Raw genomic sequence first — 24,893 nt, forward strand, 5'->3', positions numbered from 1 at the left:
GCGAGGGACGTGATCAGTCCTCGTCCTTCTTCAGCCGGAAGGACCACAGACCGGTGGCCTCGTCCTCGCCCTCCTTGACGGACACCAGGGTCGAGTCGCCCTGCGCGCCGTACTGCGCGTTGAAGAACACGCTGCCCGGGATGGCCTGGTAGGTCTTCTTGGTCGACTCGACGAGCGGCTGGCCGTTCAGCAGGATCGTCCAGCCGTGGTCGGCGATCTCCGGGTCCACGCCGAAGCGCACGGTCTCCGTGGGGTCGACCTTGATCTCGTCGATGCCCTTGTCCTGGAGGCACTTGTTGAGGGCCTCGGTGGTGAGGGCCTTGCCCTCGCCGCCGCAGGTCGCCTCGGAACTCACCGAGTCGCTGCCCACCGTGATCGTGGAGATCGCCGTGGGCTTGTCGCAGGCGGACAGAAGAAGCAGTCCGGCGGATACGGCGCCGGCGGCGGCGACGGCGCGGCGGCGTCGCACAGCGGATTGCAACGTGGTCATGGCGGAAGGCTATCGGGCAGGTGTGCCCCGTCCGCCACGTGGGGTACGGCGTGGCCCCCGGTTACGCCACTCGCGGGCGTCCCGCGTGCCCGTGACGGGCCGAACGGAGCAGCCCGCGGACCGTCGTCAGCCAGCCCGCGCCGACGATCGCCGCGCCCACCGCCAGCCCCAGGCCGCCGATCAGCGGCATCGCGATGCCGATCGCGCCGCCCAGCACCCACGCCATCTGCAGCAGCGTCTCCGACCGGGCGAACGCGGACGTCCGCACCTGTTCCGGCACGTCCCGCTGGATCAGCGCGTCCAGCGACAGCTTGGCCAGCGCCTGCGCGAACCCGGCGACCGCCGCGAGACACGCCACCAGCACCGCGCCGAAGAACACCGCCGCCGTGATCGCCGCCCCCAGCACCACCGCCACCACCGTCACGATGATGATCTCCGGCGCGCGGGACCGCAGCCCCGCCCCGACCGCCGTGCCCAGCGCGTTGCCCGCGCCCGCCGCCACGCCGACGATGCCCAGCGACACGGCCGCGCTCTGACCCGTCATCGGATGCTCGCGCAGCAGGAACGCCAGGAAGAAGATGAGGAAGCCGGTGAGGCAGCGGATGGAGGCGTTGGCGGCCAGCGCGTGGGTGACCGCCGGGCCGACCGTGCGCAGTCCCGGCTTCTCCGCCCTGCGGTGCGGGCCGTGCAGATGCTGCTCGTCGGCGGCGAGCAGCGCGACGGCCTCGCCCTTGGCGGAGTCCACCTTCGGCGGCAGCCGGAACGACAGCAGCATGCCCGTCACGAACAGCACGAACGCCCCGTACAGCGGCCAGCGCGGCCCGATCTGCTGGAGCCCCGCACCGATCGGCGCGGCGATGCCGGTGGCGAGCAGCCCGCCGAGGGTCACCCGCGAGTTCGCCTTCACCAGGGAGAAGGCGGGCGGCAGCAGCCGTGGCACGACGGCGCTTCTGACCACCCCGTACGCCTTGGATGCCACCAGGACCCCCAGCGCCGCCGGGTACAGCTCGAGGCCGCCGCTGACCACCGCGCCGGACAGCACCAGCGCGAGCAGCGCACGCGCGAGCATCGCGCCCGCCATGGCGGCCCTGCGGCCGTGCGGCAGCTTGTCCAGCAGCGGCCCGACGACCGGGGCGAGCAGGGTGAACGGCGCCATCGTGATGGCCAGGTACAGGGCGACGCGCCCGCGCGCCTCGTCGGTGGGGACGGAGAAGAACACGGTGGAGGCCAGCGCGACGGTGATCATCACGTCGCCCGCGCCGTTCACCCCGTGCAGTTCGATCAGCTTGCCGAGGCCGGACTCGCCCGCGCCGTGCGCGTGGGTCACCTTGCGGATGCCGCGAGCGGTTCCGGTCACCGGGAAGCGCAGTGCCCGGCCGAGCGCACGGAGACGGCCGCCCGCCCGGACCGATCCGAGGCGGCGGCCGCGTCCCTTGCCCCCCACGGGCCCACCGGTACCGGTGGCGTCCTGGGGTGTCCTCGCGGTAGCCACGACGTCATAGTGCCCCGAGATGGCGGTGCGTAGTGCCGTAACACCGGGGGCGGGGCCTTCGGTGCCACTGTACGGCCGAACGCGCCGGGGCGCGGGCGGAGGCTCCGCGGCCGTCCGACGCCGCCCGCAGACGCCCGACAAACCGGCGCGCGCCGTTCCGTAACAACCGTCGGTGTAGGCCCAGCGCACGCGAGCAGGTAGCGTGCGTATCTCAGCCATCCCGCAGAATGGATGGTGGGCGCGCCCGAGCACGATGCGGCGCGGACGTCGACGCGGTCCCCCGGTCCGCTCCGTCCGCCCCCCGAGCTGGGAGTGGCGCACTCGTGAGACGGCGTAGGAGAGAAGCGATACCTGTGAGCGCAGCGACAACGCGAAGCCGCACCCCCGACCGTCTGTGCGCCGAGGCCGTCGACCTCGCCCGCGCCACAGCCGAGGAGGCCGCCGCGCCCGGGGTCGTGGGCGAGCACGAGGGGATGGTCTCCGAGGGCGACCGCGTCGTCACGCACTTCTTCGGGTGCCGCGAGCTCGGCTACCGCGGCTGGCGCTGGGCCGTCACCGTCGCCCGCGCCTCCCGCGCCAAGATCGTCACGGTGGACGAGGTCGTCCTGCTGCCCGGACCCGACGCCGTCCTGGCACCCGAGTGGGTGCCGTGGAGCGAGCGGCTGCGCCCCGGCGACATGGGCCCCGGCGACCTGCTGCCCACCGAGGCGGACGACCTGCGCCTGGAGCCCGGTTACACCGGCGCGGAGGAGCCGCCGCCGAACTCGGCGCTCACCGAGGACCTGGCGGACCTCGCGGACGCCGAGGACGCCGAGGTGACAGGCGGCGGCCCCGCCGAGCAGACCGTCGCCCCGTCCCGCGGCTCGATCGCCGCGCTCGCCGAGGAACTGGGCATGCGCCGCGCCCGCGTCCTCTCCCGGTACGGCCTGCACGCCGCGGCCGACCGCTGGGAGGAGGCGTTCGGCCCGAAGACCCCGATGGCGCAGGCGGCCCCCGCCTCCTGCATGTCCTGCGGCTTCCTCGCCCCGATCGGCGGCTCGCTGGGCCAGGCGTTCGGCGTGTGCGCCAACGAGTTCTCCCCGGCCGACGGCCGGGTCGTCTCCCTCGCCTACGGCTGCGGCGGCCACTCGGAGGCCGCGGTCATGCCGAAGCCCGCGCAGCCGGCCCCGCCGGTCATCGACGAGACCCGCGTCGATCCCTTCCCCCTCCGCCCGTCCCCCGACTCCGGCTCGGTCCCGGCCACGGAGGACGAGTCGTCGGCGGAGCTGGGGCACTCGTAGCGCCGCCCGGGGGCGGCACGCCGCGTCGGCGTGCTGCCTCTCTCAGGCGCCTTGCTCACTTCGGATCGTCTCCGTCGTGTGTGGGGCCGTGCAGGTACTGCGCCTCGGCGGCCCTCACCAGTTCGTCGGCCTTGCGCTCGATCTCGGTGAGGAAAGCAGGTGGGGCGGTGCGGGCGGCCTCCTCGGCGCCGAAGACGTACTCCCGGGTCCAGCTCAAGCGCGGACTGCCTTCATCGCTTCGTCGAGGACGGCGCTCAGCTCCCGGAGAGCTTCCCTGGCGGTCGTGGCGTCCTCGTGTTCCAGGTTGCTCCTGGCGCGGGCATGACGGGAGGAGAGGTCGGGACGGCGGGCGATCTCGATGTCCCGTGCCCAGGCCAGTACCCAGCTCCGTACCGGGCTGAGCGACTGCCACTCCACGGCCTTGGCGAAAGCCTCGTCCTTCGTCCGCTGCATCTCGGGCAGGCGCTTCGGGTCGACGACGGCGAGGGCGGCCCGTAGGGCGTCGGGGGTCTGTTCGGGACGGGGAACCAGCTCGTGTCCGTGGTCGGCCTGGGTGCTCATGGAGTCCTCCCGGGAGTGCACGGGCCAGGGTAGTCGTCCGGGGCGGCCGAGGTATTCGTGCGCGAACATGACGGTGTCTTTGTCCTGCTCAACGGGTGAATGGTGTGGCCGTGCGGCAGTCGCGGCAGTGGGTTTCCGTCTGCGGGGCGCGGAAGGCGCGGTCGCAGCCGTCGCAGGAGCGGAGGGCGTGGCGGACGGGAGGCGGGGCGGCCGGGGCGCGGTATGGGGGTGGGGGTGGCAGTTGGGCGGTCAGGCGGTGGGCGAGGAGGGCTGCCGGGCGGCGGAGGGCGTCGGCCGGAAGGTCGGCCGTGAGGGCGTGGCGGACGGTGGTGGGGGCGACCTCGCGTTCGAGCCAGGCGATGACGCCGGGGGCGAGGTGTGCGGTGTCGGTGGCGGAGAGTAGGAGGCGGGGGTCGTGGCGGCGCAGGGCGGTGAGGAGGTCGGCGGCCTGCTGCTGGAGGGCGACGGCGGCGGCCTGGGTGGGCTGGGGGACGGCGGGGAGGGCCTTGCGGGGGCGGGGCTGGGGTGCGCGGTCGGCTGTGGCTTGCCGGGGCCGTGGTGCGGGGCAGTCGGTGGTCGCCGCCTCGCGTCGGCGGCCCGGCTGGTTGCAAGACGTCGTGCGGGTGAGGATCCGGCCGGTGGCGGTGCGGACGCGTTCGCGGCGGAGGTAGCCGTGGGTTTCCAGTTCCCGCAGGGCGGCGGCGATGCGGGTGGTGCCCTCCTTGAAGCGGGCGGCCAGGGACTTGATGTCGGCCGGGGCGCCGGTGGGGAGCGACTGGATGTGGCAGCCGAGGCCGATGGCCAGCAGGGAGAGTTCCCTGTGCTGGGTGAGGTGGTTGCCGATCACAGTGAAACGCTCGGTGTGGCGGGTGTTGTCGTGGATGACACCGCCGGTGTGGTGACGCGATCGGGTCGGATTGCCGGCGACGGCTGACTGGGCGCGCGAGGGCGCGCTAGGGTTCTGGGTATCCATCGGGAAGGGCCTTGTCTTCCTTGGTGGTCAGGCCCTCGCACTGGGACGGCAATCCCGGCGGGGGCCGAAGTCTTTTTCGCGTTCTGTTGCGCTGAGCGTAGAGGTGCGGAGGTCTCGAAAAGCCAGCCGAGCGGCGGATGTTCACTCGCCCGAGTGATCACGCCCTGCGGGCGGGAGGGGTGGGGCTCGGTGGGGTTCTTTCCCCCAGGTTCTTGAGGGGGTAGGCGCCGACGGCACCGGAGCATCAAGTCCCGGGTTCCGGTGCCGTAGCGATGGTTGAGCCGGTCCGGTGGGCGTACGCCGTGAGGCGCGCGGCGAACTCGGACATGAGGGTGCGGAGTTCGGCGGGGGCTTCGATGACGAAGGGCCGGTCCAGGGCGGCCAGTACGGGCGGCAGCCAGTCCAGGCTTTCCGCGTGGACACCGACACGCTGCCACTCGGGCTCGAGTTCCTCCAGGGTCGCGACCGTCGGGGGCAGGTGGGCGCGGATGTGTTCGGGCGTCGCCCGGACGCGCAGGGTCACCTCGTACCGGTACGCGGCCGTCGCGAAGCCCGTCACCACGCGGGCCGCCGGGTCCGTGCCCTCGGGCACCTCGAAGGAGCCCGGCAGGGTGCGTGCGTCCGCGATGCGGTCCAGCCGGAGCGTGCGGTCCTCGTCACGGTCCGCGTCCCTGCCGGTGACGTACCACCGGCCCGCGTGCGCCACGATCCCGTACGGATGCAGGGTGCGGTCGCTGCGGCGCCCCTCGCGGTCGGTGTACCTGACGGAGACGGGCCGGCGGTGGCGCACCGCGTCGGCCAGGGTGAGCAGCACGTCCGCGTCCGGGCTCGCGAACTCCCCGGGCTCTTCCGTGAAGGACAGCGACTCCATCAGGGTGTCCAGTCGGCCGGCCAGATGCCGGGGCAGCACGCGGCGGATCTTCGCCGCCGCCGTCTCGTTCGCCGTGCGCTGGGCCGTCGTCAGGCGCGCCCTCCGCCCGGCGACCAGCCCGAGCAGCACGGCCAGCGCCTCCTCGTCGCCGAACATCAGCGGCGGCACGCGATAACCCGGCCCCAGCCGGTACCCGCCGTAGCGCCCGCGCACCGACTCCACCGGCACGTCCAGTTCGATCAGCTGGTCCACGTACCGCCGCACGGTCCGTCCGTCCACGCCGAGCCGGTCGGCCAGTTCCGCCACGGTCCGGGTCCCGCCGGACTGCAGCAGGTCCAGCAGGGTCAGCACGCGGGCGGCGGGTCGAGGCATACGCACAAAGTTACTGCGGATACCGGGCGGGTTCTGTCCGGTATCGCTTCTACGGTCGACCGTGCACGCCTTCCGTACGGCCGAGGAGATTTCCCATGCAGTTCGCATCCGTCCGCATCATCACCGCCGACGTGGCCCGCCTCGTCGCCTTCTACGAGCGCGTCCTGGGCGTGCCCGCGACCTGGGCCACCGAGCACTTCGCCGAACTGCGGACCGACGGCGCCACGCTCGCGATCGCCGGCACCGCCACCGTCCCGATGTTCGCCCCCGGCTCCGCCCGCCCGGCGGCCAACCACAGCGCGATCGTCGAGTTCCACGTCGACGACGTGGACCGCGTCCACAAGGAGCTGGGCGACGCCCTCACCGACGTCGTCAACGGACCCGCCACCATGCCGTGGGGCAACCGCTCCCTGCTCTTCCGCGACCCCGACGGCAACCTCGTCAACTTCTTCACGCGCTGACACGTCGTGTGTGTCCGGTCACTGTCCGGAGGTCGTCCGTAGCCGTCGGCGCCGTACCCGCCGTTGGTGCGGGTAGGGCGCCGGGGTGCGTCACGGACGGATCCGAGGGAGAGGTGCGGGATGACGGCGGTGGAGGCGGAGCCGGGTCGGCACGACGACGAGGCGGACGAGCCGGGCTGGGAGGTGGACCCCGACGACGAGTGGGGCGTCGCGGTCATCACCACCGTGGGCCGGCAGATCAAGCTGCGCCGCGAGGCGGCGGGGCTGAGGGTTCCCGACTTCGGCCGGGCCGTCGGCTACGGCGAGGACATGATTTACAAGATCGAGAGCGGGAAGCGGATTCCTCGCCAGGAGTTCCTGGACCGGGCGGACGAGCTGCTGGAGGCCGGGGGCCTCCTGTCGGCCGCGTGGGAGGACGTCAAGAAGGTCCGTTATCCCAGGAAGGTGCGTGCGCTCGGTAAGTTGGAGGCCCGTGCGGTCGAGATCGGCCTCTACGAGTGCCACATCATCCCCGGCCTTTTGCAGACGCCGGAACACGCTCGTGCGGTGATCGGTGCGGCTCAGCCGCCCTACTCGCCGGACGACGTGGAGCGCATGGTGGCCGCACGGTTGGCCCGCCAGACGGTCTTCGACCGTGATCCGTGCCCGGCGCTCAGCTTCGTCATGGAGGAGGGCGTGCTCCGCCGCCCCGTCGGCGGGCGGGCCGCCTGGCGGGAGCAGCTGCAACGGCTGCTGGACGTCGCGCAGTTGCATCACGTCGTGCTCCAGGTGATGCCGACGGACTGCGAGACCCACTCCGGATTGGACGGCAGGATCGAGCTGCTGAAGTTCGACGACGGCACGGCGATGGGGCGCTCCGACGGCGCGTTCAACGGCCGCCCGACCTCGGATCCACGACAACTTCGCATCCTCGAGCTGCGGTATGGAACGATCCGAGCGCAGGCGCTCCCTCCGCGTGAGTCGCTGGCCTTCGTCCGACAACTGCTGGGAGAAGCATGAGCAGTGAGCTGAACTGGTTCAAGAGCAGCTACAGCGGCGGCAACGACGGCAACTCCTGCGTCGAACTCGCCCTCACCCCCCAGACCGTCCACGTCCGGGACTCCAAGGACACCACCGGCCCCCGGCTGGCCTTCGCCCCGGACGCGTGGGCGCGTTTCCTTCCCTGCGTGCGGCAGGCCTGAACGCACGACGAACCCCCGAGGCCGGCCTGGGGCCGGCCTCGGGGGCGCGTGGGGGTGCGGACCTGCGTCAGAGGTTGACGCCGTGGTTGCGCAGGAAGGTCGCCGGGTTGACGGCGGAGCCGTAGTTCGGGGTGGTGCGGATCTCGAAGTGCAGGTGCGGACCGCTGGAGTTGCCGGTGTTGCCGGACGAGGCGATCTTCTGGCCGGTCTTCACGACCTGGCCGACCTTCACGTTCACGGACGACAGGTGGGCGTACTGGCTGTACGTCTTGTTGCCGTGCTTGATCACGATGGCGTTGCCGTACGCGGGGCCGTCGCCGGCGCCGTTGCCGCCGGCCTTCACGACCGTGCCGCCGTGGGCGGCGACGACCGGGGTGCCGGTCGGGACCGCGTAGTCCTGGCCGGAGTGCTTGGAGGCCCACATGCCGCCGTTCTGCGCGAAGCTCGCGGACAGCTTGTAGCTCTTGACCGGGGAGACCCAGGACGCGGTGGACTTCTTGGCGGCCTCGGCAGCCTTCTTCACCGCGGAGGACTTCACGGCCTGCGTCTTCGCGGCCTCGGCCTGTGCGGCGGACTGCGCCTGGACCGACGTGGCGGTGCCGGACGCGGCGGAGTTGCCGGAGGCGGCGACCGCGACCCCGGCTCCCAGGACGGCCGTGGAGCCCAGACCGGCTGCCATGACGGCGGCGCGGGTGCGGGTGACGGTCATGCGGGGGAAACGGGACGTGACGCGCTCGAACATCGAAACCTCATGGGGGAGGGGACTTGGGGATGCCATCGGCGGAACGGGGTCCGTGCCGTGATGGCTGTTCCTTGGTAACCGCCTCCGGTCAAATGCCGCAAAGGTGTGACCTACGACGTAACGTCGTACATAGGGCATGAGATGCACGTCTCTTGACGGAACCCTTGATAGAGGGCAAAACCCCCATTTCAAGCCGATCGATCAGGCTTGCGCCCTTTATGTCCGATTTGAAATCGGGCATTTCTTCACTATTCCGGGTAGTACACCCGTCGAGCCCTGTGGAGCATGTCACCGAGGGCCCCACATGAATGTGGCGTGGGTCTCCGTATTCGGGGCCGCAGCGCCGTACTCAGGTGCCGAACAGTTCCAGCGACAGCCAGAGGGCGGCCGTGGACACCACGAGCGCGGCCGGAACCGTGGCCAGCCCGAGCAGGGTGAAGCGCACCAGGCTCACCTCGTGCTCGTGGTGGTGGACGATGCGCCGCCACAGCAGGGTGGCGAGCGAACCCGCGTAGGTGAGGTTCGGGCCGATGTTCACGCCGAGCAGGACCGCGAGGACCGCGCCGGGGCCGGACGGCGCGGCCAGCGGGACCAGGGCGAGCACGGCGGGCAGATTGTTGATCAGGTTCGCCAGCAGGGCCGCCAGCACGGCGACCGCCAGCAGGGACAGCAGCCCGGTGCCGTCGGGCAGGACCGCGTCCAGCGCATCTCCGAGACCCTGGTCCAGCACCGCCCGCACCACCACGCCCAGCGCCAGCACGAACGCCAGGAACGGCAGGTCCACGGCGCGCAGCAGCCGTAGGGCGCTGGTGCGGCGGCGGGTCAGGGCCCGTACCGCCATCACGCCCGCCCCGGCCGCCGCCGCCCACGCGGGATCCACCCCGACGGCGGACGCCACCGCGAACCCGGCGAGCGTCGCCGCCACCGTGACCAGCGCGAACACCGGCACCTCCGCCGGCTCGCCCGCCGTGTCCGGCGCGGAGGGCCCCGCCGCGAGGTCGGCGGCGAAGAAGCGGCGGAAGACGACGTACTCCACGGCGATCGCCGCCAGCCACGGCAGCAGCATCAACAGCGCGAACCGCGTGAAGGTCAGGCCCGTCGCGGTGAACGCGAGCAGGTTCGTCAGATTGGACACCGGCAGCAGCAGGGACGCCGTGTTCGACAGGTGCGCGCCCGCGTACACGTGCGGGGCGGGGCGGGCGCCCATGCGGGTCGCGGTGGCGAACACGACCGGCGTCAGCAGCACCACCGTCGCGTCCAGGCTGAGCACCGCGGTGATCAGCGAGGCCAGCGCGAACACCGCGCCCAGCAGCCGGCGCGGGCGGTGCCGGGACCAGCGGGCCATCCAGGTGCCGCACGCGTGGAAGAGGCCCTCCTCGTCGCACAGCTTGGCCAGCACCAGCACGGCGGCGAGGAAGCCGATCACCGGGCCGAGCCGCTCCGCCTCCTCCCGCACGGCTTCCGTGGTGATCGCGCCCGTCGCGATCACCACCCCGGCGGCGGGCACCGCGAACGCGGCCTCCGGCCAGCGGAAGGGACGGACGACGGCACACACCAGCACCACGGCCAGCGCGGCGACGGACAGCGATTCGAGCAGCACGGTGCTGATCATCCACGCAGCGGGCGGCGTCCCGGACACCGCGTCCCCGTGGTGTCGCGGAGCGGTACCTTCGACCTCACGCAGATCAGGGCCCGATGAGGAGAGTCAACGTGAGCAAGTTCGTGCGGCCCGCCGCCGAGGGTGCCGACCCGTTCGGTACCGCGCGTCTGCGGCGCGGGGTCCTGGACGCCTGGGCCACCAGTCCCGCCCGGTTCCGCGAGGACGCCAACGCCGAGGAGGACCTCGTCCTCGGCGGCTACCGGGACCGGCTCGTCGTCGAGCTCGCGCAGAACGCCGCCGACGCCGCCGCCCGGGCCGGCGTGCCCGGCCGCCTCCGGCTCACCCTCCGGGACGGGGTCCTCGTCGCCGCGAACACCGGCGCCCCGCTGGACGCGGCCGGCGTCGAATCGCTGTCCACGCTGCGCGCCTCCGCGAAGCGGGACGCCCCCGACCGGGCCGTCGGACGGTTCGGCGTCGGCTTCGCCGCCGTGCTCGCCGTCACCGACGAGCCCGCCGTCGTCGGCCGGCACGGCGGGGTGCGCTGGTCGCTCGCCGAGGCGCGTGACCTCGCGCGGGACACCGCCCGGCACAGCCCCGGCCTCGGCGACGAGGTCCGCCGCCGTGACGGGCACGTACCGCTGCTGCGGCTCCCCTTCGCCGCCGAGGGCACCGCCCCCGACCCGTACGACACCGCCGTCATCCTGCCGCTGCGCGACACCGCCGCCGCCGACCTCGCCGAGCGGCTGCTGCACGCCGTCGACGACGCCCTCCTGCTCGCCCTGCCGGGTCTGGAGGAGGTCGTCGTCGAGACCGGCGACGACGCGCCCCGCACGCTGAGCCGCAGCACCGACGGCGACCTGACCGTGGTCACCGACTCCCGCGACGGCGTCACCCGCTGGCGCACCGCCGCCGCGCACGGCGCCCTCACCCCCGAACTGCTCGCCGGCCGGCCCGTCGAGGAGCGGCTGCGCCCGCACTGGTCGGTCACCTGGGCCGTCCCCGTCGGCCCCGACGGCGCACCCGCCCGGCCGCGCACCGCCCCCGTGGTCCACGCGCCCACCCCCAGCGACGAGCCGCTCGGCGTCCCCGCCCTGCTCATCGCCTCCCTGCCGCTGGACTCCACCCGCCGGCACGCCGCCCCCGGCCCCCTCACCGACTTCCTCGTGCAGCGTGCCGCCGACGCCTACGCCGGGCTCCTGGCCGACTGGCGCCCGGTGACCGCCGGCGCCATCGACCTCGTGCCCGGCCCGCTCGGCAAGGGCGAACTGGACGGCGCCCTGCGCGCGGCGATCCTGGAGCGGCTGCCGCGCACCGCCTTCCTGCCGCCCGCCGCCGTTCCCGTCGCCGACGACGACTTCGAGCTGCCCGAGGCGCTGCGCCCGCGCGACGCCGAGATCGTCGAGGGTGCGGGCGCCGACACCGTACGGGTGCTGGCGGAGGTGCTTCCCACGCTGCTGCCCGCCGGCCTGGAACGGCGCGCCGAACTGCGCACCCTCGGGGTCGCGCGGGTGCCGCTGACCGACGCGGTCGACCGGCTGGCCGGACTGGAGAAGTCCCCCGACTGGTGGCGGCGGCTCTACGACAGCCTCGCCGGCGTCGACCCCGAGCGGCTGTCCGGACTCCCCGTGCCGCTCGCCGGGGGCGCCGCCCAGGCTTTCGGCTCCGGGGGAGGGCGCACGACGATCGGCCCCCGGCAGGTGCTGCTGCCCACCCCCGACGCGGCCCTCGAACCCGAGCTGCTGGCCCGGCTCGGCCTCAAGGTCGCCCACCCGGACGCCGCGCACCCGCTCCTGGAGAAGCTGGGCGCGCTGCCCGCGACCCCGCGCGCGGTGCTCACCACCCCGCAGGTGCGGGCCGCCGTCGCCGCGTCGCTCGACGACGAGGGCGGCGTGAACTGGGAGGAGGATGCCCCGGACGCCGACGAACTCGCCGACACCGTGCTCGGCCTGGTCCGCGACGCCGGACTCGAACCGGGCGACGAGCCCTGGCTGGGCGCCCTCGCGCTGCCCGACGAGGACGGTGAACTCTCCCCGGCCTGCGAACTCGTCTTCCCCGGCGGGCCCTTCGCTCAGGTCATGCGGGAGGGCGAGCTGCCCGCCGTGGACGCGGACCTCGCCGCGAAGTGGGGCGAGCAGCCGCTGGCCGCATGCGGGGTGCTCGTCGACTTCGCGCTGGTGCGGGCCACCGACGTCGTCCTCGACCCGGACGAGCTGGAGCCGCGGGAGAGCGACTACGCGGAGCCGGACGACCCGGGGCTGCTGGACGCCGTCGACGTGTGGGCCGAGGACATCCTCGACCGCTTCCCCGACGCCCCGGTCCCGCCCGTCGCCACCGAGATCGTCGCCGTACGCGACCTCGACCTGGTGGACGACGACCGCTGGCCGCAGGCGCTCGCCCTGCTCTCCCGGCCACCGCTGCGGGACGCGCTGGTCGAGCCGGTGCGGATCCTGCTCCACGACGGCACCCACGAGACCGTACGGCCGTACACCGCGTGGTGGCTGCGCGGCCACCCCGTGCTCGGCGGGCGCCGCCCGGCCGGGCTGCGCGCGGCGGGCGGCGACCCGCTGCTGCGCGGCCTCTACGACGAGGCCGACGCGACCGGCTTCGACGACGAGCAGGTGCTGCGGGCGCTCGGCGTGCGCACGTCGGTCGCGGCGCTGCTGGACGAGCCGGGCGGCGCGGCGGAACTGCTGGAACGCCTCGCCGACCCCGGCCGCCCGGTCACGGCGGCGCAGCTGCACGGGCTGTACGGGGCGCTCGCGGAGCTGGACCCCGAGCAGGTGACCCTGCCGGACGAGCTGCGCGCGGTCGTCGACGGGCGGGTGGAGACGGTGGACGCCTCCGACGCGGTGGTCGTCGACTCGCCCGACCTGCTGCCGTTCACCTCCGGCGTCGCCCTGCTTCCGGTCCGCCCGGCACGGGCCGCCGAACTCGCGGAACTGTTCCAGGTACGCCGCCTCAGCGAGTCCGTCACCGGCCGGGTGGACTCCGAGGGCACGGAGCACGAGGTGCCGGAGCCGGTGCGGGTCCTGCTGGGCCCGCGGACCCCGGAGTCCTACGTCGAGCACGAGGAGCTCGTCGTGGACGGGGTGGAGATCGACTGGCGCCTCACCGACGACGGGGTGCTGCACGCGTCCACCCTGGAGGGGGTGGCCGCGGGCCTCGCCTGGGCGGCGGGCCAGTGGCCGCGGCGGTTCGAGGTGGCGGCGCTGCTGGAGGACCCGTCACGGACGGAGGAACTGGCGAGGGACCGCTGGTTCGACTGACCTCGGCCCCGGACGCCGGACGGGGCCGCACGCAGTCCCTCCGGCGTCCGAGGGCCCGGGGCGGAGCCCCGGGGACGGATCAGGGCTCCGTGGGCGTCGCCCCCGACCCCTCGAACTCCAGCTGCTCCAGCTCCCGCGCCAGCGTCTCCGCGTCGTACGGGCCCGTGTGCCGACGGTTGCCGATGAAGAAGGTCGGGGCGCCCTGGACGCCGCTCGCCTCCGCGCTGCGGGCGTCCTGGCGGACCCGTTCGGCCGCCCAGTCGGACTCGAGGTCCTTCAGGAACTTCTCCATGTCGAGGCCCAGGTCGATGGCGTAGACGACGGTGTCCTCGAACTCCATCTCGTCCTGGTGCTGGTAGAGCAGGTCGTGCATCTCCCAGAAGCGGCCCTGGGCGCCCGCGGCGACCGCAGCCCGCGCGGCCAGCTCGGCGTGCGGGTGGACGTCGGGGAGCGGCAGGTGCCGGAAGACGTAGCGGAACCGGTCGCCGAAGCGGTTGCGCAGCTCCTTGGTGACGCCGGTGGCGCGGGCGCAGAAGGGGCACTCGAAGTCGCCGTACTCCACCAGCGTCAGCGGCGCGTCGACCGGGCCGAGGATGTGGTCCGTGTCCGGGTCGACCAGCCGGTCCAGGTAGCGGGGCAGGTCCGCGTCCGTCTTGCCGCCGAGCATCGTGGAGAGCCGGAACGCCAGCCAGCCCACGAGGGTGGCGATCACCGCCGCGAGCAGCACGCCGACGGTCGCCCGGGCGAGCAGCTCCGGTTCGTCGTTGAAGGCGAGTCCCACGATCAGCAGGGAGACGGTGAAACCGATGCCGGACAGGGCCGCGCCGCCCAGCACATGGCCCTGACCCACCCCGGGGGGCAGCTCGCCCAGACCGAACCGGGTGCCGAGCCGCGCCCCGCCCCAGATGCCGATGAGCTTGCCGCCGACGAGACCAACGACCACGGCCCAGGTGAGGGCGGACCCCAGCGCGTCGGTGAGGACGCCGTCGCGCAGATCGACACCCGCGTTGGCCAGGGCGAACACCGGGACGACGACATAGCTGGACCAGGGGTGCAGATACATCTGGAGGCGTTCGTTGACCGAGACGGCCTTCTGCAGGCCCTTGCGAGCGGTCCTGCCCACGTCCGCGCGGGGCGACTGACGGAAGGCCCGGAACAGCCGCGTCGCCTGCTCGACGCCCTCGCGGGACGGCTCGCGCGCGGGGATGAGCAGACCGCCGAGCATGCCCGCGATGGACGCGTGCAGCCCGGCGTTCAGGGTCAGGTACCACATCACCAGCACGATCAGCACGTACGGGACGGCCCGCCACACGTCGAACCGGGACAGCGACGACAGGACCGCGCCCAGCAGCAGCGCGGCGATCAGTTCCGGCAGCTGGATCGACCCGGAGTAGACGACGCCGATGACGGTGACCGCGACGATGTCGTCGATGACGGTGATGGCCAGCAGGAAGATCCGCAGCTGGGTGACGAAGCGGGGGCCGACCACGGCGAGCGCGCCCAGCAGGAACGCCGTGTCGGTGCCGATGACGATGCCCCAGCCGTTCGCGGCCTCCGTGCCGGGGGCGATCAGCAGGTAGAACAGCACCGGCACGAGCATGCCGCCGATGCCCGCGAGGCCCGGGATCATGATCCGGCGGCGGTCGTTCAGCGAGCCGACGGACAGCTCGTAGCGGACCTCCAGCCCGATGACGAAGAAGAACAGCGCCATCAGCCCGTCGTTGACCCAGTGCCCCAGGTCCATCGCCAGTTCCGCGTCGCCCACCGAGACGGACGCCTCGGTGTGCCACAGCGAGAAGTACGACTCCGACCAGCCGGAGTTCGCCCAGATCAGGGCGATCACCACCGCGAGCAGCATCAGCCCGGAGCTGCCCGCCTCGGTCGCCAGGAACCTGCGCACCGGCGCGGCCAGCTGAGCCGCGAGCTCACCCCTGCTCGACCGTGTCTGCGACTCGTCGGACTTCTTCCGGGGCAGCAGCTTCATGAGGTCTTCCGTCTCCGATCACCTGCGGCGGCAGACTCCCATGGTCACCCACATATCGGGCATTACGTCCGATCGACCCGGTCAGGCGGGGAACCTGCGGTCCACCCAGCGCCAGAGGAACTCCAGGATCACCGCCGTGACCGCCGCGATGCCGGCCGCCAGCCAGGGGATCGTCATGCCCACCAGGCGCAGGGCGAAGAAGTCCTGGAGCCAGGGGACCGCCAGGACCAGGAGGAAGGCGCCGGCCATGGCGGCGACCAGGGCGATGCGCCACCAGGTGTACGGGCGGGCGATGATCGCCAGCACCCAGATGGAGATCAGGAACAGCGTCAGCGTCGCCGCGCTGGTCTCCGCGGCGAGCGCGCCCGCGCCGCTGTAGTGGCTACGGGCCAGGAGATACGTGGCGAAGGTGGCCAGCGCCGCCAGCACCCCGCCCGGGACGGCGTACCGCATGACCCGGCGGACGAAGTGCGGCCTGGCCCGCTCCTTGTTGGGGGCGAGGGCGAGGAAGAAGGCGGGCACGCCGATGGTCAGCGTGGACAGCAGGGTCAGATGGCGGGGCAGGAACGGGTACTCCACCTGCGTCGCCACCACCAGCACCGCCAGCAGCACCGAGTACACCGTCTTCACCAGGAACAGCGTGGCGACCCGTGTGATGTTGCCGATCACCCGCCGGCCCTCGGCCACCACGGACGGCAGCGTGGCGAAGCTGTTGTTCAGCAGCACGATCTGCGCGACCGCCCGGGTGGCCTCCGAGCCGGAGCCCATCGCCACGCCGATGTCCGCGTCCTTCAGCGCCAGCACGTCGTTCACGCCGTCACCGGTCATCGCGACCGTATGGCCCTTCGACTGGAGCGCGCCCACCATGATCCGCTTCTGCTGGGGCGTGACCCGCCCGAAGACCGTGCCGGCCTCCAGTTCGTCGGCCATGGCCTCCGGTTCCCCGGGCAGCCGGCGCGCGTCCACCGTGGTGCCGGACAGACCGAGCTTGCCGGCGACCGCCCCGACCGACACCGCGTTGTCGCCCGAGATCACCTTCGCGCTGACGTCCTGCTCCTCGAAGTAGCGCAGGGTGTCGGCGGCGTCGGGCCGCAGCCGCTGCTCCAGCACCACCAGCGCCACCGCCCGTACGCCGTCCACGGCGGCCGGGTCGGCCAGGTCGTCGGCGTTCACCCCGTCACGGGCGCGCGCCAGCAGCAGCACCCGCAGGCCCTCGTGGTTCATCCGCTCGGTCTCGGCCAGCGCCGGGTCGTCGTGGGGGAGGAGCACGTCCGGGGCGCCCAGCAGCCAGGTGACGGTCCGCCCGTCGCCCTCGTCGAGGGTCGCGCCGCTGTACTTGCGGGCGGAGGAGAAGGGCAGCGTGTCGGTGAGCCGCCACTCGGTGGTGTCCGGATACGCGTCGATGATCGCCTTCAGGGAGGCGTTCGGCCGGGGGTCCGCGGAGCCCAGCTCCCCCAGCACCTTCCGTACGTAGGTCTCGTCGGCGTCGCCCAGCACCCGCAGCTCGGTGACGTCCATGCCGCCCTCGGTGAGCGTGCCCGTCTTGTCGAGGCACACCGTGTCCACCCGGGCGAGGCCCTCGATCGCGGGCAGCTCCTGCACCAGGCACTGCTTGCGGCCCAGCCGGATCACGCCGATCGCGAAGGCGACCGAGGTGAGCAGCACCAGCCCTTCGGGCACCATCGGCACGATCCCGCCGACCGTACGGGCGATCGAGTTCTTCAGCTCGTTGTCCTTGACCACGAGCTGGCTGATGACCAGGCCGATCGCGGTCGGCACCATCATCCACGTGACGTACTTGAGGATCGTGGAGATGCCGCTGCGCAGCTCGGAGTGGACCAGGGTGAACCGGGACGCCTCCTCGGCGAGCTGCGCCGCGTAGGCCTCGCGGCCCACCCGGGTCGCCTGGAAGGAGCCTCCGCCCGCGACGACGAAGCTGCCGGACATCACCTGGTCGCCGGGCTGCTTCACCACCGGGTCGGCCTCACCGGTGAGCAGCGACTCGTCGATCTCCAGACCGTCCGCCCCGACGACCACCCCGTCGACGACGACCTTGTCCCCCGGCCCGATCTCGATGAGGTCGTCCAGCACGATCTCGGAGGTGCCGATCTCGGCGGCCACTCCGTCCCGGCGCACCGTGGGCCGCACCTCGCCGATCAGTGCGAGCGAGTCGAGCGTCTTCTTCGCCCGCCACTCCTGGATGATCCCGATGCCGGTGTTGGCGAGGATGACGTAGCCGAACAGGCTGTCCTGGAACGGGGCGACGATCAGCATGATCACCCAGAGCACGCCGATGATCGCGTTGAACCGGGTGAAGACGTTCGCGCGGATGATCTCCGTGACGGACCGGCTGCTGCGCACGGGGATGTCGTTGACCTGTCCGCGCGCCACCCGCTCGGCCACTTCCGCCGAGGTCAGACCGGTCGCCGGTGACGTGGCCGTGGCGGGCCGGACGGCATCGGTCCGGTCGCCCGCGTCGAGATGCGTCATGCCTTCGACAGTACGTGCGGACCCGGTGCTTCACCCGCTGGAGCGGGGAAGATCCGACCAGGGGACGACGGGCGTCCCCCCGGGGTCCTACCGCGGGGGGAGTCCCCCCAACTCCCTTCTCGGGGTGCCGGGTTGGCGTGATTCAGTCGGTGTGCGCCGCCGAGGCGCCGCCTGCCTCCGCGCCGGTCTTCTCGGTCTGCGCCCGCTTGATCGCGGCGTCGCGCCCGCGGACGTACCAGATGCCGATGAGGCCGAGACCGCCGCCGGCCAGGCAGGTCCACACCCACCAGGTGTGCCCGTGCTCGTCGAACCAGCCGTAGAACGGCAGCTGCACCAGGAAGAGGACGAACCAGACGATCGTGCCGCCGGTGATGGTGGCGACCACGGGGCCCTCCAGGGGCTCCGGCGCCTCGTGCTTGGGGGTCCACTTCGCCATGCGGACAGCTTACGAGGAGCTCCGACGGTGCGGCGCCCCGCACCGGACGGCGCCGGCGGTGGAGCCGGAATCACACCGGCCACCGGCGGTCTACGCGCGGAGATGGTGTCCGCGGCGTTATATGTTCATACTGAATTCGTTTGCCTCTGACCGCTTTTATTCGTAGAAAACACCAAAGGCCCGGGCTCCGGGGGAGCCCGCCGGTGATGAGGTCCCTGCACATGTCCACGTCGGCCCCCGCCAAGGCACCCACCCCCGAGCAGCCGGGGTCCGGTGCCGCGAACGGCGCCCTCGACCGCTACTTCCGTATCTCCGAGCGCGGCAGCACGCTCCCGCGCGAGATCCGGGGCGGTTTCGCCACCTTCTTCGCGATGGCCTACATCATCGTGCTGAACCCGATCATCCTGGGCAGCGCGAAGGACATGTACGGCAACCAGCTGGACAACGGCCAGCTGGTCACCGCGACCGCCCTGACCGCCGCGTTCACCACGCTCCTCATGGGCGTCATCGGCAACGTGCCGATCGCCCTGGCCGCCGGCCTCGGCGTGAACTCGGTCGTCGCGCTCCAGCTCGCGCCCCGCATGTCCTGGCCGGACGCCATGGGCATGGTGGTACTGGCCGGTTTCGTGGTGATGCTCCTCGTCGCCACCGGCCTGCGCGAGCGCGTGATGAACGCCGTGCCCTACGGACTGCGCAAGGCCATCGCCATCGGTATCGGCCTGTTCATCATGCTGATCGGGCTCGTCGACTCGGGCTTCGTCTCCCGTATCCCGGACGCCGCCCAGACCACCGTGCCCCTCCAGCTCGGCGCCGACGGCCACCTCAACGGCTGGCCCGTGCTGGTCTTCGTGCTCGGCGCGCTGCTCACGCTGGCGCTGATCGTGCGCAAGGTGCCCGGCGCGATCCTCATCTCGATCGTCGTGATGACCGTCGTGGCCGTGGCGATCAACGCCGTCGCCGACGTTCCCTCCTGGGGGCTCACGTCGCCCGAGTGGCCCGGCAACCCGGTCGCCACCCCCGACTTCGGCCTGATCGGCCAGGTCAGTCTGTTCGGCGGATTCTCCAAGGTCGGTGTGCTGACCGGCGTGCTGTTCGTCTTCACCGTGCTGCTGTCGTGCTTCTTCGACGCGATGGGCACGATCATGGGCGTCTCGGACGAGGCCAAGCTCACCGACGGCGAGGGCCAGATGCCCGGCATCAACAAGGTCCTGTTCATCGACGGTGTCGCGGTCGCCGCGGGCGGCGCCAGCTCCGCCTCCGCGACCACCGCCTTCGTGGAGTCCACCGCAGGCGTCGGCGAAGGCGCGCGGACGGGCTTCGCCAACGTCGTCACCGGCGGCCTGTTCGCCGTGGCGCTGTTCCTCGCGCCGGTCGCCACCATGGTCCCGTCGCAGGCGGCCACCCCGGCGCTGCTCGCGGTGGGCTTCCTGATCCTGGCCAACGGGATCAGGGAGATCGACTGGGCCGACCACACCATCGCGATCCCCGCCTTCGTCACGATGGTGATGATGCCGTTCACCTACTCGATCACCAACGGCATCGGAATGGGCTTCCTGACCTTCGTGGTGCTGCGTCTGGCGGCCGGCCGCGGCCGGGAGGTCCCGAAGGCCATGTACGTGGTGGCGGCGGTCTTCGCCTTCTACTACCTGCTGCCGGCGCTGGGCCTGACCTGATCCCACCGGAGGAGCGCGGGATCAGGTCACCCCGTAGAACTTCTCCGTCTCCTCGACGGCGGTGCGGAACCGCTGGTCGAAGTCATCGCGCATGAGCGTCCGGACGACATAGTCCTGGACGCTCATGCCGCGTTTGGCGGCATGGTCGCGGAGCCGTTCGAGCAGTTCGTGGTCTATCCGCAGGCTGAGCACGTCGGTCCCCATGGACATGAGAGTCGCCGCACCTCGTGCTGCGGCGCGTGGCATTTCGTGCGTCGATCACTCATATGGGTGATCTCGGTCGGAGGGCGTCTTGATTTCGGCTCGCGGCTCGGTTTCCCGTACGGGGCGGCTCGTGGGGCGGCTCGTGGGGCGGGAGTGGCGCGACTCACGGGCGGGGCGCGGCATACCGGGTGGTCCTTAGCGAAGGTAATGAGTTACGCTAAGAAACATGCCGGATCTCAGCCATGGCGACGACGCCGCCGCCGTGAACGCCCTCCGCTCCGCCGTGATGCGGCTGTCCCGCCGTCTCAAGCACCAGCGGGTCGACGAATCGCTCAGCCCCACCGAGATGTCGGTGCTCGGCACCCTGGCCCGCTGCGGCAGTGCCACCCCGGGCGAGCTCGCCCGCAAGGAACACGTCCAGCCGCCGTCGATGACCCGCATCGTGGCGCTGCTGGAGGCCAAGGGCCTGGTCAGGCTCGAGCCGCACCCCGACGACCGCCGCCAGAAGGTCGTCACCCAGACCGAGCGGGCCGAGGCGATGCTCGAGGAGAGCCGGCGCAAGCGCAACGCGTTCCTCGCCACGCTGGTCGAGGAGCTCGACGAGGACGAGTGGGCGACCCTGCGCGCCGCCGCCCCCGTGCTGGAGAAGCTGGCGCACATCTGAACCACCCCCCCCGGCAGCCACAGGAGGCGAACCTTTTGAGTACGGGATCCGGAGCAGCTTCCGCCCCCGCACCTGACCCCTACGACACCAAGACCGCCCTCGACTCCCCCGCCCGCAAGAACTCCATGTTCTCCTCGCTGAGGATCAGGAACTACCGCCTGTTCTTCCTCGGCCAGGTCGTCTCCAACATCGGCACCTGGATGCAGCGCATCGCCCAGGACTGGCTGGTGCTCAGCCTCACCGGCTCCTCGGCCGCCGTCGGCATCACCACGGCGCTGCAGTTCCTGCCGATGCTGCTGTTCGGGCTCTACGGAGGGGTCCTCGTCGACCGGCTGCGCAAGCGGCCCACCCTGATGGTCACCCAGTCCGCGATGGCCCTCACGTCGATCGCGCTCGCCGTCCTCACCCTGACCGGCCTCGTCGAGGTGTGGCACATCTACGTCGCCGCCCTCGCCCTCGGCTTCGCGACCGTCGTCGACAACCCCGCCCGCCAGTCCTTCGTGTCCGAACTGGTCGGCCCCGGACAGCTGCAGAACGCGGTCAGCCTGAACTCCGCGAACTTCCAGTCCGCCCGGCTGGTCGGTCCCGCCGTCGCGGGCCTGCTGATCACCGGTGTCGGCACCGGATGGGCGTTCCTGCTGAACGGCCTGTCCTTCGTCGCGCCGCTGACCGGCCTGATGCTGATGCGCACCCGCGAACTGCACCCCGTGGAGCGCGCCCCGCGGGGCAAGGGACAGCTCCGTGAGGGCCTGCGCTACGTGGCGGGACGGCCCGACCTGCTGTGGCCGATCGTGCTGGTCGGCTTCATGGGCACGTTCGCCTTCAACTTCCCGGTGTACCTGTCGGCCTTCGCCGAAGACGTCTTCCAGGGGGACGCGGGCGTCTACAGCATGTTCAACACGCTGATGGCGGTCGGTTCCGTCTCCGGCGCCCTGCTCGCCGCCCGGCGCGGCACCGCCCGGCTGCGGCTGCTGATCGTGGCCGCGCTGGCCTTCGGAGCGCTGGAGATCCTGGCCGCAGCGTCGCCCGAGCTGTGGATGTTCGCGCTGATCATGGTGCCGCTGGGCCTGGTGTCGATGACGGTCAACGTCACCACCAACACCAGCCTGCAGATGTCCACCGACCCGTCGGTGCGGGGCCGCGTCATGGCCCTGTACATGATGGTGTTCCTCGGCGGCGCCCCCGTCGGCGCGCCGGTCGTCGGCTGGGTCACCGACACCTACGGCGCCCGCGTCGGCTTCGCGGCCGGCGGCGCGATCGCGATGACCGCGGCGGCCGTCATCGGCCTGATCCTCGCCCGCGCCGGCGGTCTCCGCCTCGCGGTCGGCTGGCACCACGGCCACCCCAGCGTCCGCTTCGTCCCGCGGGACCGCGTGAAGGTCCTGGCCCCGGCGGCGTGAGCCGCCCGGGCCGGGGGCCGCGGTCGGCCGCGGGGAAAGTCGTCGGTCCTGAGACGAGACCGACGACCGTCCCGGTCAGGTCGATCTCGGTGCCGAAGTCGAAGCGAGCGTGAGTTCGCCGCCGCTCCCGGCCATCTCGATCCGGTCTTCGAGGACGGTCACCGTGACGCTCCTCCCCGGCCGGCGCTCGATGCGTACAGCCGCGCACTACAACGATACGCACGGTGACCAGGGCACGCGGGACACTGGAGGCATGAGACTCTTCGCCGCCGTGCTGCCGCCCGAGGACGTGACCGGGGCGCTGGACGCCGAGGTGGGCGCGCTGCGGAAACTGGACGGGGCCGACGGACTGCGGTGGACCGAGCGGGCCGGGTGGCACTTCACGCTCGCGTTCTACGGCGAGGTGGACGAGGACACCGTGCCCGAGCTGACCGCGCGGCTGGGACGGGCCGCCGCGCGGACGGAGCCGTTCCCGGTGGCGCTGTCCGGCGGCGGCCAGTTCGGCCGCGGGCGCGCCCTGTGGGCCGGGGCGTCGGGCGACCTGCACACCATGCGGCTGCTGGCCGAGCGCTCCGAGGCGGCCGGCCGCAAGGCAGGCGTGAAGACGGACGAGCACCGGCGCTACACGGCCCACCTGACCGTGGCGCGCAGCCGGGACGCCGTGGACGTAAGGCCGTACCTCGCGGCGCTGGAGGATTTCCGCAGCCGCACCTGGACCGTGGAGGAGCTGGTGCTGGTGCGCAGCCACCTCCCCAGGTCGGGCGTCCCGGGCGAGCAACCCCGCTATGAGGCGGTCGCCCGCCACGCGCTCGGCGCGGCCCGTTAGGCTCGACGGCGTGGACCCGAAGACCCGGAACCGGATCATGGCCGGTGCGCTCGTGATGATGTTCGTCGTGGTGGCTCTGGCAGCGGCGCTCGGCAGGTAGCGCCGCCGCCGGCCGTCACCGCGTGCCCGCCGCTACCAGGCGAAGGCCTCCGGCGACGGACCCGGGCCCGGGAAGATCTCGTCCAGCGAGGCCAGCAGCTCCTCGCTCAGCTCCAGCTCCAGCGCGCGCAGCGCCGAGTCGAGCTGCTCGCGCGTGCGCGGGCCGACGATCGGACCGGTCACGCCGGGACGGGTGAGCAGCCAGGCCAGCGCCGTCTCGCCCGGCTCCATCCCGTGCTTCTCCAGCAGGTCCTCGTACGCCTGGATCTGCTTGCGCGCCACCGGGTCGGCCAGGGTGTCCGCGGCCCGCCCGGAGGCGCGGCGGCCGCCCTGGGCCTCCTTCTTGATGACCCCGCCCAGCAGACCGCCGTGCAGCGGCGACCAGGGGATGACCCCGAGCCCGTAGTCCTGCGCGGCCGGGATCACCTCCATCTCCGCGCGCCGCTCGGCGAGGTTGTACAGGCACTGCTCGCTGACCAGCCCGATGGTCCCGCCGCGCCGGGCGGCGGTCTCGTTGGCCTGGGCGATCTTGTAGCCGGGGAAGTTCGACGAACCGACGTAGAGGATCTTGCCCTGCTGGATCAGGACGTCGACCGCCTGCCAGATCTCGTCGAACGGCGTCGACCGGTCGATGTGGTGGAACTGGTAGATGTCGATGTGGTCGGTCTGCAGCCGCTTGAGGGAGGCGTCGACGGCCCGGCGGATGTTCACCGCGGACAGCTTGTCGTGGTTGGGCCACGCCTCGCCGCCCGGGCCCATGTTGCCGTACACCTTCGTCGCGAGGACGACCTTGTCGCGGCGGCCGCCGCCCTGGGCGAACCAGCTGCCGATGATCTCCTCGGTGCGGCCCTTGTTCTCACCCCAGCCGTAGACGTTCGCGGTGTCGCAGAAATTGATACCGGCGTCGAGTGCCGCGTCCATGATGGCGTGGCTGTCGGCCTCGTCGGTCTGCGGACCGAAGTTCATCGTCCCGAGGACGAGCCGGCTGACCTTGAGTCCTGTGCGTCCGAGCTGCGTGTACCTCATGGAGGTCAAGCCAACGTGTTGGAGTGCGCTCCATGCAAGGGCTTCCCGCGTCAGGGCGTCGGCCCGGAACGGTCAGGACGGCTTGTACGGGCCGCCCAGCGACCACTCCTGCCACATCGCCTCGGCGAACGCCCCCGCGATCTTGTGCTCGCCGCTCTCGTTGGGGTGCGTGCCGTCGTAGGTGTCGACGTGGAAGTCGTACGTCGCGGGAGGCGGGACGAGCAGCAGCGGGGAGGCCGCCGTGTCCAGGTCGGCGACCGTCTCGACCAGCAGCGTGTTGAAGCGGTCGACCTGCCCCGCGAAGGTGTCGTCCGCGTCCACCCGGATGTTGCGGACCACCGGCATCACCGCCATCCGCACCTTCGGGCGGGCCGCCCGCGCCTCGGCGACGAACGCGCGCACGTTGTCCGCGGTCTGCTCGGCGTTGGTGTAGAAGCCGAGATCGATCAGGCCCAGCGAGACCAGCAGCACGTCCGCGCGGCAGGAGCGCACCGCGTCGCCGATCAACGGCGCCATGTGGCACCAGCCCTCGCCCCAGCCGGCCAGGTGCGCCCGTGGGAAGTCCGGGTCGGCGTACGCGTACGAGGTGGGCTCGTCGGTGGACGGGTCGTGCAGCGTCTCCCGCGGGCCGACCAGTGTGAAGGGGCCGCCGTACGCGGCGCACAGGTGCTGCCACAGGCGGTAGCGCCAGGTGTGTTCACCCGCGCTCCCGATCGTCATCGAGTCACCTACGGGCATGAACCTGAGCACCCGATCATCATGCTGGATCAGCGCGTTCACCGCGATGTGAGCCCCGACACCC

23 protein-coding genes are annotated in these 24,893 nt (G+C 72.2%); 9 read left to right on the top strand and 14 right to left on the bottom strand.

Annotation, left to right across the window (positions count from 1 at the left end; translation table 11 throughout):
* Positions 1-13: 13 nt before the first annotated feature.
* Together ACF1AG_RS24115 and ACF1AG_RS24120 are read right to left on the bottom strand one after the other, a co-directional pair.
* Entirely contained in the window at positions 14-469 is a 456-nt protein-coding gene (locus tag ACF1AG_RS24115) for a hypothetical protein (RefSeq protein ID WP_033276150.1), read from the bottom strand.
* An 82-nt stretch (positions 470-551) separates the two neighbouring features.
* Positions 552-1,982: an MFS transporter gene (locus tag ACF1AG_RS24120; protein ID WP_359605883.1), complete on the bottom strand. Its 1,431-nt coding sequence runs from the start codon at positions 1,980-1,982 to the stop codon at positions 552-554.
* Positions 1,983-2,335: 353 nt separating this feature from the next.
* Here ACF1AG_RS24120 and ACF1AG_RS24125 point away from each other — a divergent pair, with 353 nt between their 5' ends.
* Entirely contained in the window at positions 2,336-3,262 is a 927-nt protein-coding gene (locus ACF1AG_RS24125) for a DUF3027 domain-containing protein (RefSeq protein WP_359605881.1), read from the top strand.
* 55 nt (positions 3,263-3,317) lie between these two features.
* On the opposite strand, the gene ACF1AG_RS24130 is transcribed toward ACF1AG_RS24125, so the two are convergent.
* From ACF1AG_RS24130 to ACF1AG_RS24145, 4 genes are all read right to left on the bottom strand, one after another.
* On the bottom strand, positions 3,318-3,479 hold the full coding sequence (locus ACF1AG_RS24130; protein WP_359605879.1) for a hypothetical protein: 162 nt from the start codon (positions 3,477-3,479) through the stop codon (positions 3,318-3,320).
* Entirely contained in the window at positions 3,476-3,823 is a 348-nt protein-coding gene (locus ACF1AG_RS24135) for a hypothetical protein (RefSeq protein WP_359605877.1), read from the bottom strand. Before ACF1AG_RS24135 ends, ACF1AG_RS24130 begins: the two co-directional genes overlap by 4 nt.
* An 88-nt stretch (positions 3,824-3,911) precedes the next feature.
* A complete protein-coding gene (locus ACF1AG_RS24140; protein WP_359605875.1) occupies positions 3,912-4,796 on the bottom strand; it encodes a helix-turn-helix domain-containing protein in 885 nt (294 codons plus the stop codon).
* Between the two features lie 244 nt (positions 4,797-5,040).
* On the bottom strand, positions 5,041-6,039 hold the full coding sequence (locus tag ACF1AG_RS24145; protein WP_391810377.1) for a helix-turn-helix transcriptional regulator: 999 nt from the start codon (positions 6,037-6,039) through the stop codon (positions 5,041-5,043).
* Positions 6,040-6,134: 95 nt separating this feature from the next.
* Here ACF1AG_RS24145 and ACF1AG_RS24150 point away from each other — a divergent pair, with 95 nt between their 5' ends.
* From ACF1AG_RS24150 to ACF1AG_RS24160, 3 genes are all read left to right on the top strand, one after another.
* Positions 6,135-6,500 carry a VOC family protein gene (locus ACF1AG_RS24150; RefSeq protein ID WP_033276156.1) on the top strand — a complete coding sequence of 122 codons (366 nt, stop codon included), beginning with the start codon at positions 6,135-6,137 and terminating at the stop codon, positions 6,498-6,500.
* 120 nt (positions 6,501-6,620) lie between these two features.
* Positions 6,621-7,499, top strand: coding sequence for a helix-turn-helix domain-containing protein (locus ACF1AG_RS24155; protein WP_391810378.1), 879 nt, complete (start codon positions 6,621-6,623; stop codon positions 7,497-7,499).
* Positions 7,496-7,681, top strand: coding sequence for a DUF397 domain-containing protein (locus ACF1AG_RS24160; protein WP_359605867.1), 186 nt, complete (start codon positions 7,496-7,498; stop codon positions 7,679-7,681). The genes ACF1AG_RS24155 and ACF1AG_RS24160 overlap by 4 nt, the downstream gene beginning before the upstream one ends.
* A 67-nt stretch (positions 7,682-7,748) precedes the next feature.
* Here the strand turns inward: ACF1AG_RS24160 and ACF1AG_RS24165 are convergent, their stop codons facing one another.
* Together ACF1AG_RS24165 and ACF1AG_RS24170 are read right to left on the bottom strand one after the other, a co-directional pair.
* Positions 7,749-8,423, bottom strand: a complete 675-nt coding sequence (locus tag ACF1AG_RS24165) for a M23 family metallopeptidase (RefSeq protein WP_391810379.1) — start codon at positions 8,421-8,423, stop codon at positions 7,749-7,751.
* A gap of 349 nt (positions 8,424-8,772) precedes the next feature.
* On the bottom strand, positions 8,773-10,035 hold the full coding sequence (locus ACF1AG_RS24170; RefSeq protein ID WP_359599911.1) for an SLC13 family permease: 1,263 nt from the start codon (positions 10,033-10,035) through the stop codon (positions 8,773-8,775).
* Between the two features lie 98 nt (positions 10,036-10,133).
* On the opposite strand from ACF1AG_RS24170, the gene ACF1AG_RS24175 reads away from it, so the two are divergent.
* Positions 10,134-13,289, top strand: coding sequence for a sacsin N-terminal ATP-binding-like domain-containing protein (locus ACF1AG_RS24175; RefSeq protein ID WP_359599913.1), 3,156 nt, complete (start codon positions 10,134-10,136; stop codon positions 13,287-13,289).
* 79 nt (positions 13,290-13,368) lie between these two features.
* Here the strand turns inward: ACF1AG_RS24175 and nhaA are convergent, their stop codons facing one another.
* The 3 genes from nhaA to ACF1AG_RS24190 form a co-directional block, all read right to left on the bottom strand.
* Positions 13,369-15,273, bottom strand: coding sequence for a Na+/H+ antiporter NhaA (nhaA, locus tag ACF1AG_RS24180; RefSeq protein ID WP_359599914.1), 1,905 nt, complete (start codon positions 15,271-15,273; stop codon positions 13,369-13,371).
* 81 nt (positions 15,274-15,354) lie between these two features.
* Complete coding sequence (locus ACF1AG_RS24185; RefSeq protein WP_359599916.1) at positions 15,355-17,763, bottom strand: cation-translocating P-type ATPase; 2,409 nt, start codon at positions 17,761-17,763, stop codon at positions 15,355-15,357.
* A 142-nt stretch (positions 17,764-17,905) separates the two neighbouring features.
* Positions 17,906-18,199 (bottom strand): DUF2530 domain-containing protein, encoded by a 294-nt coding sequence (locus tag ACF1AG_RS24190; RefSeq protein WP_359599918.1) that lies wholly within the window; start codon positions 18,197-18,199, stop codon positions 17,906-17,908.
* A 221-nt stretch (positions 18,200-18,420) separates the two neighbouring features.
* On the opposite strand from ACF1AG_RS24190, the gene ACF1AG_RS24195 reads away from it, so the two are divergent.
* Positions 18,421-19,872: an NCS2 family permease gene (locus ACF1AG_RS24195; protein ID WP_359599920.1), complete on the top strand. Its 1,452-nt coding sequence runs from the start codon at positions 18,421-18,423 to the stop codon at positions 19,870-19,872.
* Between the two features lie 21 nt (positions 19,873-19,893).
* On the opposite strand, the gene ACF1AG_RS24200 is transcribed toward ACF1AG_RS24195, so the two are convergent.
* The gene (locus tag ACF1AG_RS24200; protein ID WP_033276586.1) at positions 19,894-20,076 is read right to left on the bottom strand and encodes a hypothetical protein; all 183 of its coding nucleotides are present in this window, start codon (positions 20,074-20,076) and stop codon (positions 19,894-19,896) included.
* Between the two features lie 226 nt (positions 20,077-20,302).
* On the opposite strand from ACF1AG_RS24200, the gene ACF1AG_RS24205 reads away from it, so the two are divergent.
* The 3 genes from ACF1AG_RS24205 to thpR all read left to right on the top strand — a co-directional run bounded on the left by ACF1AG_RS24205 (position 20,303) and on the right by thpR (position 22,966).
* A complete protein-coding gene (locus ACF1AG_RS24205) occupies positions 20,303-20,740 on the top strand; it encodes a MarR family winged helix-turn-helix transcriptional regulator (RefSeq protein WP_019524522.1) in 438 nt (145 codons plus the stop codon).
* Positions 20,741-20,775: 35 nt separating this feature from the next.
* Positions 20,776-22,140, top strand: a complete 1,365-nt coding sequence (locus tag ACF1AG_RS24210; protein WP_359599921.1) for an MFS transporter — start codon at positions 20,776-20,778, stop codon at positions 22,138-22,140.
* 253 nt (positions 22,141-22,393) lie between these two features.
* On the top strand, positions 22,394-22,966 hold the full coding sequence (thpR, locus tag ACF1AG_RS24215; RefSeq protein WP_359599923.1) for an RNA 2',3'-cyclic phosphodiesterase: 573 nt from the start codon (positions 22,394-22,396) through the stop codon (positions 22,964-22,966).
* Positions 22,967-23,098: 132 nt separating this feature from the next.
* Here thpR and ACF1AG_RS24220 read toward each other — a convergent pair whose 3' ends face one another.
* The gene (locus ACF1AG_RS24220; RefSeq protein WP_359747089.1) at positions 23,099-24,091 is read right to left on the bottom strand and encodes an aldo/keto reductase; all 993 of its coding nucleotides are present in this window, start codon (positions 24,089-24,091) and stop codon (positions 23,099-23,101) included.
* Between the two features lie 72 nt (positions 24,092-24,163).
* Positions 24,164-24,841, bottom strand: coding sequence for a GDSL-type esterase/lipase family protein (locus ACF1AG_RS24225; RefSeq protein ID WP_359599925.1), 678 nt, complete (start codon positions 24,839-24,841; stop codon positions 24,164-24,166).
* Between the last annotated feature and the right edge of the window lie 52 nt (positions 24,842-24,893).

The organism is Streptomyces sp. NPDC014764, from assembly GCF_043082785.1.
Classification (GTDB): domain Bacteria; phylum Actinomycetota; class Actinomycetes; order Streptomycetales; family Streptomycetaceae; genus Streptomyces; species Streptomyces althioticus.

What these genes read in the sequence shown, in the direction of transcription:
- ACF1AG_RS24165 (WP_391810379.1), bottom strand. Translation starts at nt 8,423, where the DNA reads ATGTTCGAGCGCGTCACGTCCCGTTTCCCCCGCATGACCGTCACCCGC.
- nhaA (WP_359599914.1), bottom strand. Translation starts at nt 15,273, where the DNA reads ATGAAGCTGCTGCCCCGGAAGAAGTCCGACGAGTCGCAGACACGGTCG.
- ACF1AG_RS24145 (WP_391810377.1), bottom strand. Translation starts at nt 6,039, where the DNA reads ATGCCTCGACCCGCCGCCCGCGTGCTGACCCTGCTGGACCTGCTGCAG.
- ACF1AG_RS24190 (WP_359599918.1), bottom strand. Translation starts at nt 18,199, where the DNA reads ATGGCGAAGTGGACCCCCAAGCACGAGGCGCCGGAGCCCCTGGAGGGC.
- ACF1AG_RS24155 (WP_391810378.1), top strand. Translation starts at nt 6,621, where the DNA reads ATGACGGCGGTGGAGGCGGAGCCGGGTCGGCACGACGACGAGGCGGAC.
- thpR (WP_359599923.1), top strand. Translation starts at nt 22,394, where the DNA reads ATGAGACTCTTCGCCGCCGTGCTGCCGCCCGAGGACGTGACCGGGGCG.
- ACF1AG_RS24170 (WP_359599911.1), bottom strand. Translation starts at nt 10,035, where the DNA reads ATGATCAGCACCGTGCTGCTCGAATCGCTGTCCGTCGCCGCGCTGGCC.
- ACF1AG_RS24200 (WP_033276586.1), bottom strand. Translation starts at nt 20,076, where the DNA reads ATGGGGACCGACGTGCTCAGCCTGCGGATAGACCACGAACTGCTCGAA.
- ACF1AG_RS24220 (WP_359747089.1), bottom strand. Translation starts at nt 24,091, where the DNA reads ATGAGGTACACGCAGCTCGGACGCACAGGACTCAAGGTCAGCCGGCTC.
- ACF1AG_RS24150 (WP_033276156.1), top strand. Translation starts at nt 6,135, where the DNA reads ATGCAGTTCGCATCCGTCCGCATCATCACCGCCGACGTGGCCCGCCTC.
- ACF1AG_RS24185 (WP_359599916.1), bottom strand. Translation starts at nt 17,763, where the DNA reads ATGACGCATCTCGACGCGGGCGACCGGACCGATGCCGTCCGGCCCGCC.
- ACF1AG_RS24205 (WP_019524522.1), top strand. Translation starts at nt 20,303, where the DNA reads ATGCCGGATCTCAGCCATGGCGACGACGCCGCCGCCGTGAACGCCCTC.
- ACF1AG_RS24135 (WP_359605877.1), bottom strand. Translation starts at nt 3,823, where the DNA reads ATGAGCACCCAGGCCGACCACGGACACGAGCTGGTTCCCCGTCCCGAA.
- ACF1AG_RS24195 (WP_359599920.1), top strand. Translation starts at nt 18,421, where the DNA reads ATGTCCACGTCGGCCCCCGCCAAGGCACCCACCCCCGAGCAGCCGGGG.
- ACF1AG_RS24160 (WP_359605867.1), top strand. Translation starts at nt 7,496, where the DNA reads ATGAGCAGTGAGCTGAACTGGTTCAAGAGCAGCTACAGCGGCGGCAAC.
- ACF1AG_RS24140 (WP_359605875.1), bottom strand. Translation starts at nt 4,796, where the DNA reads ATGGATACCCAGAACCCTAGCGCGCCCTCGCGCGCCCAGTCAGCCGTC.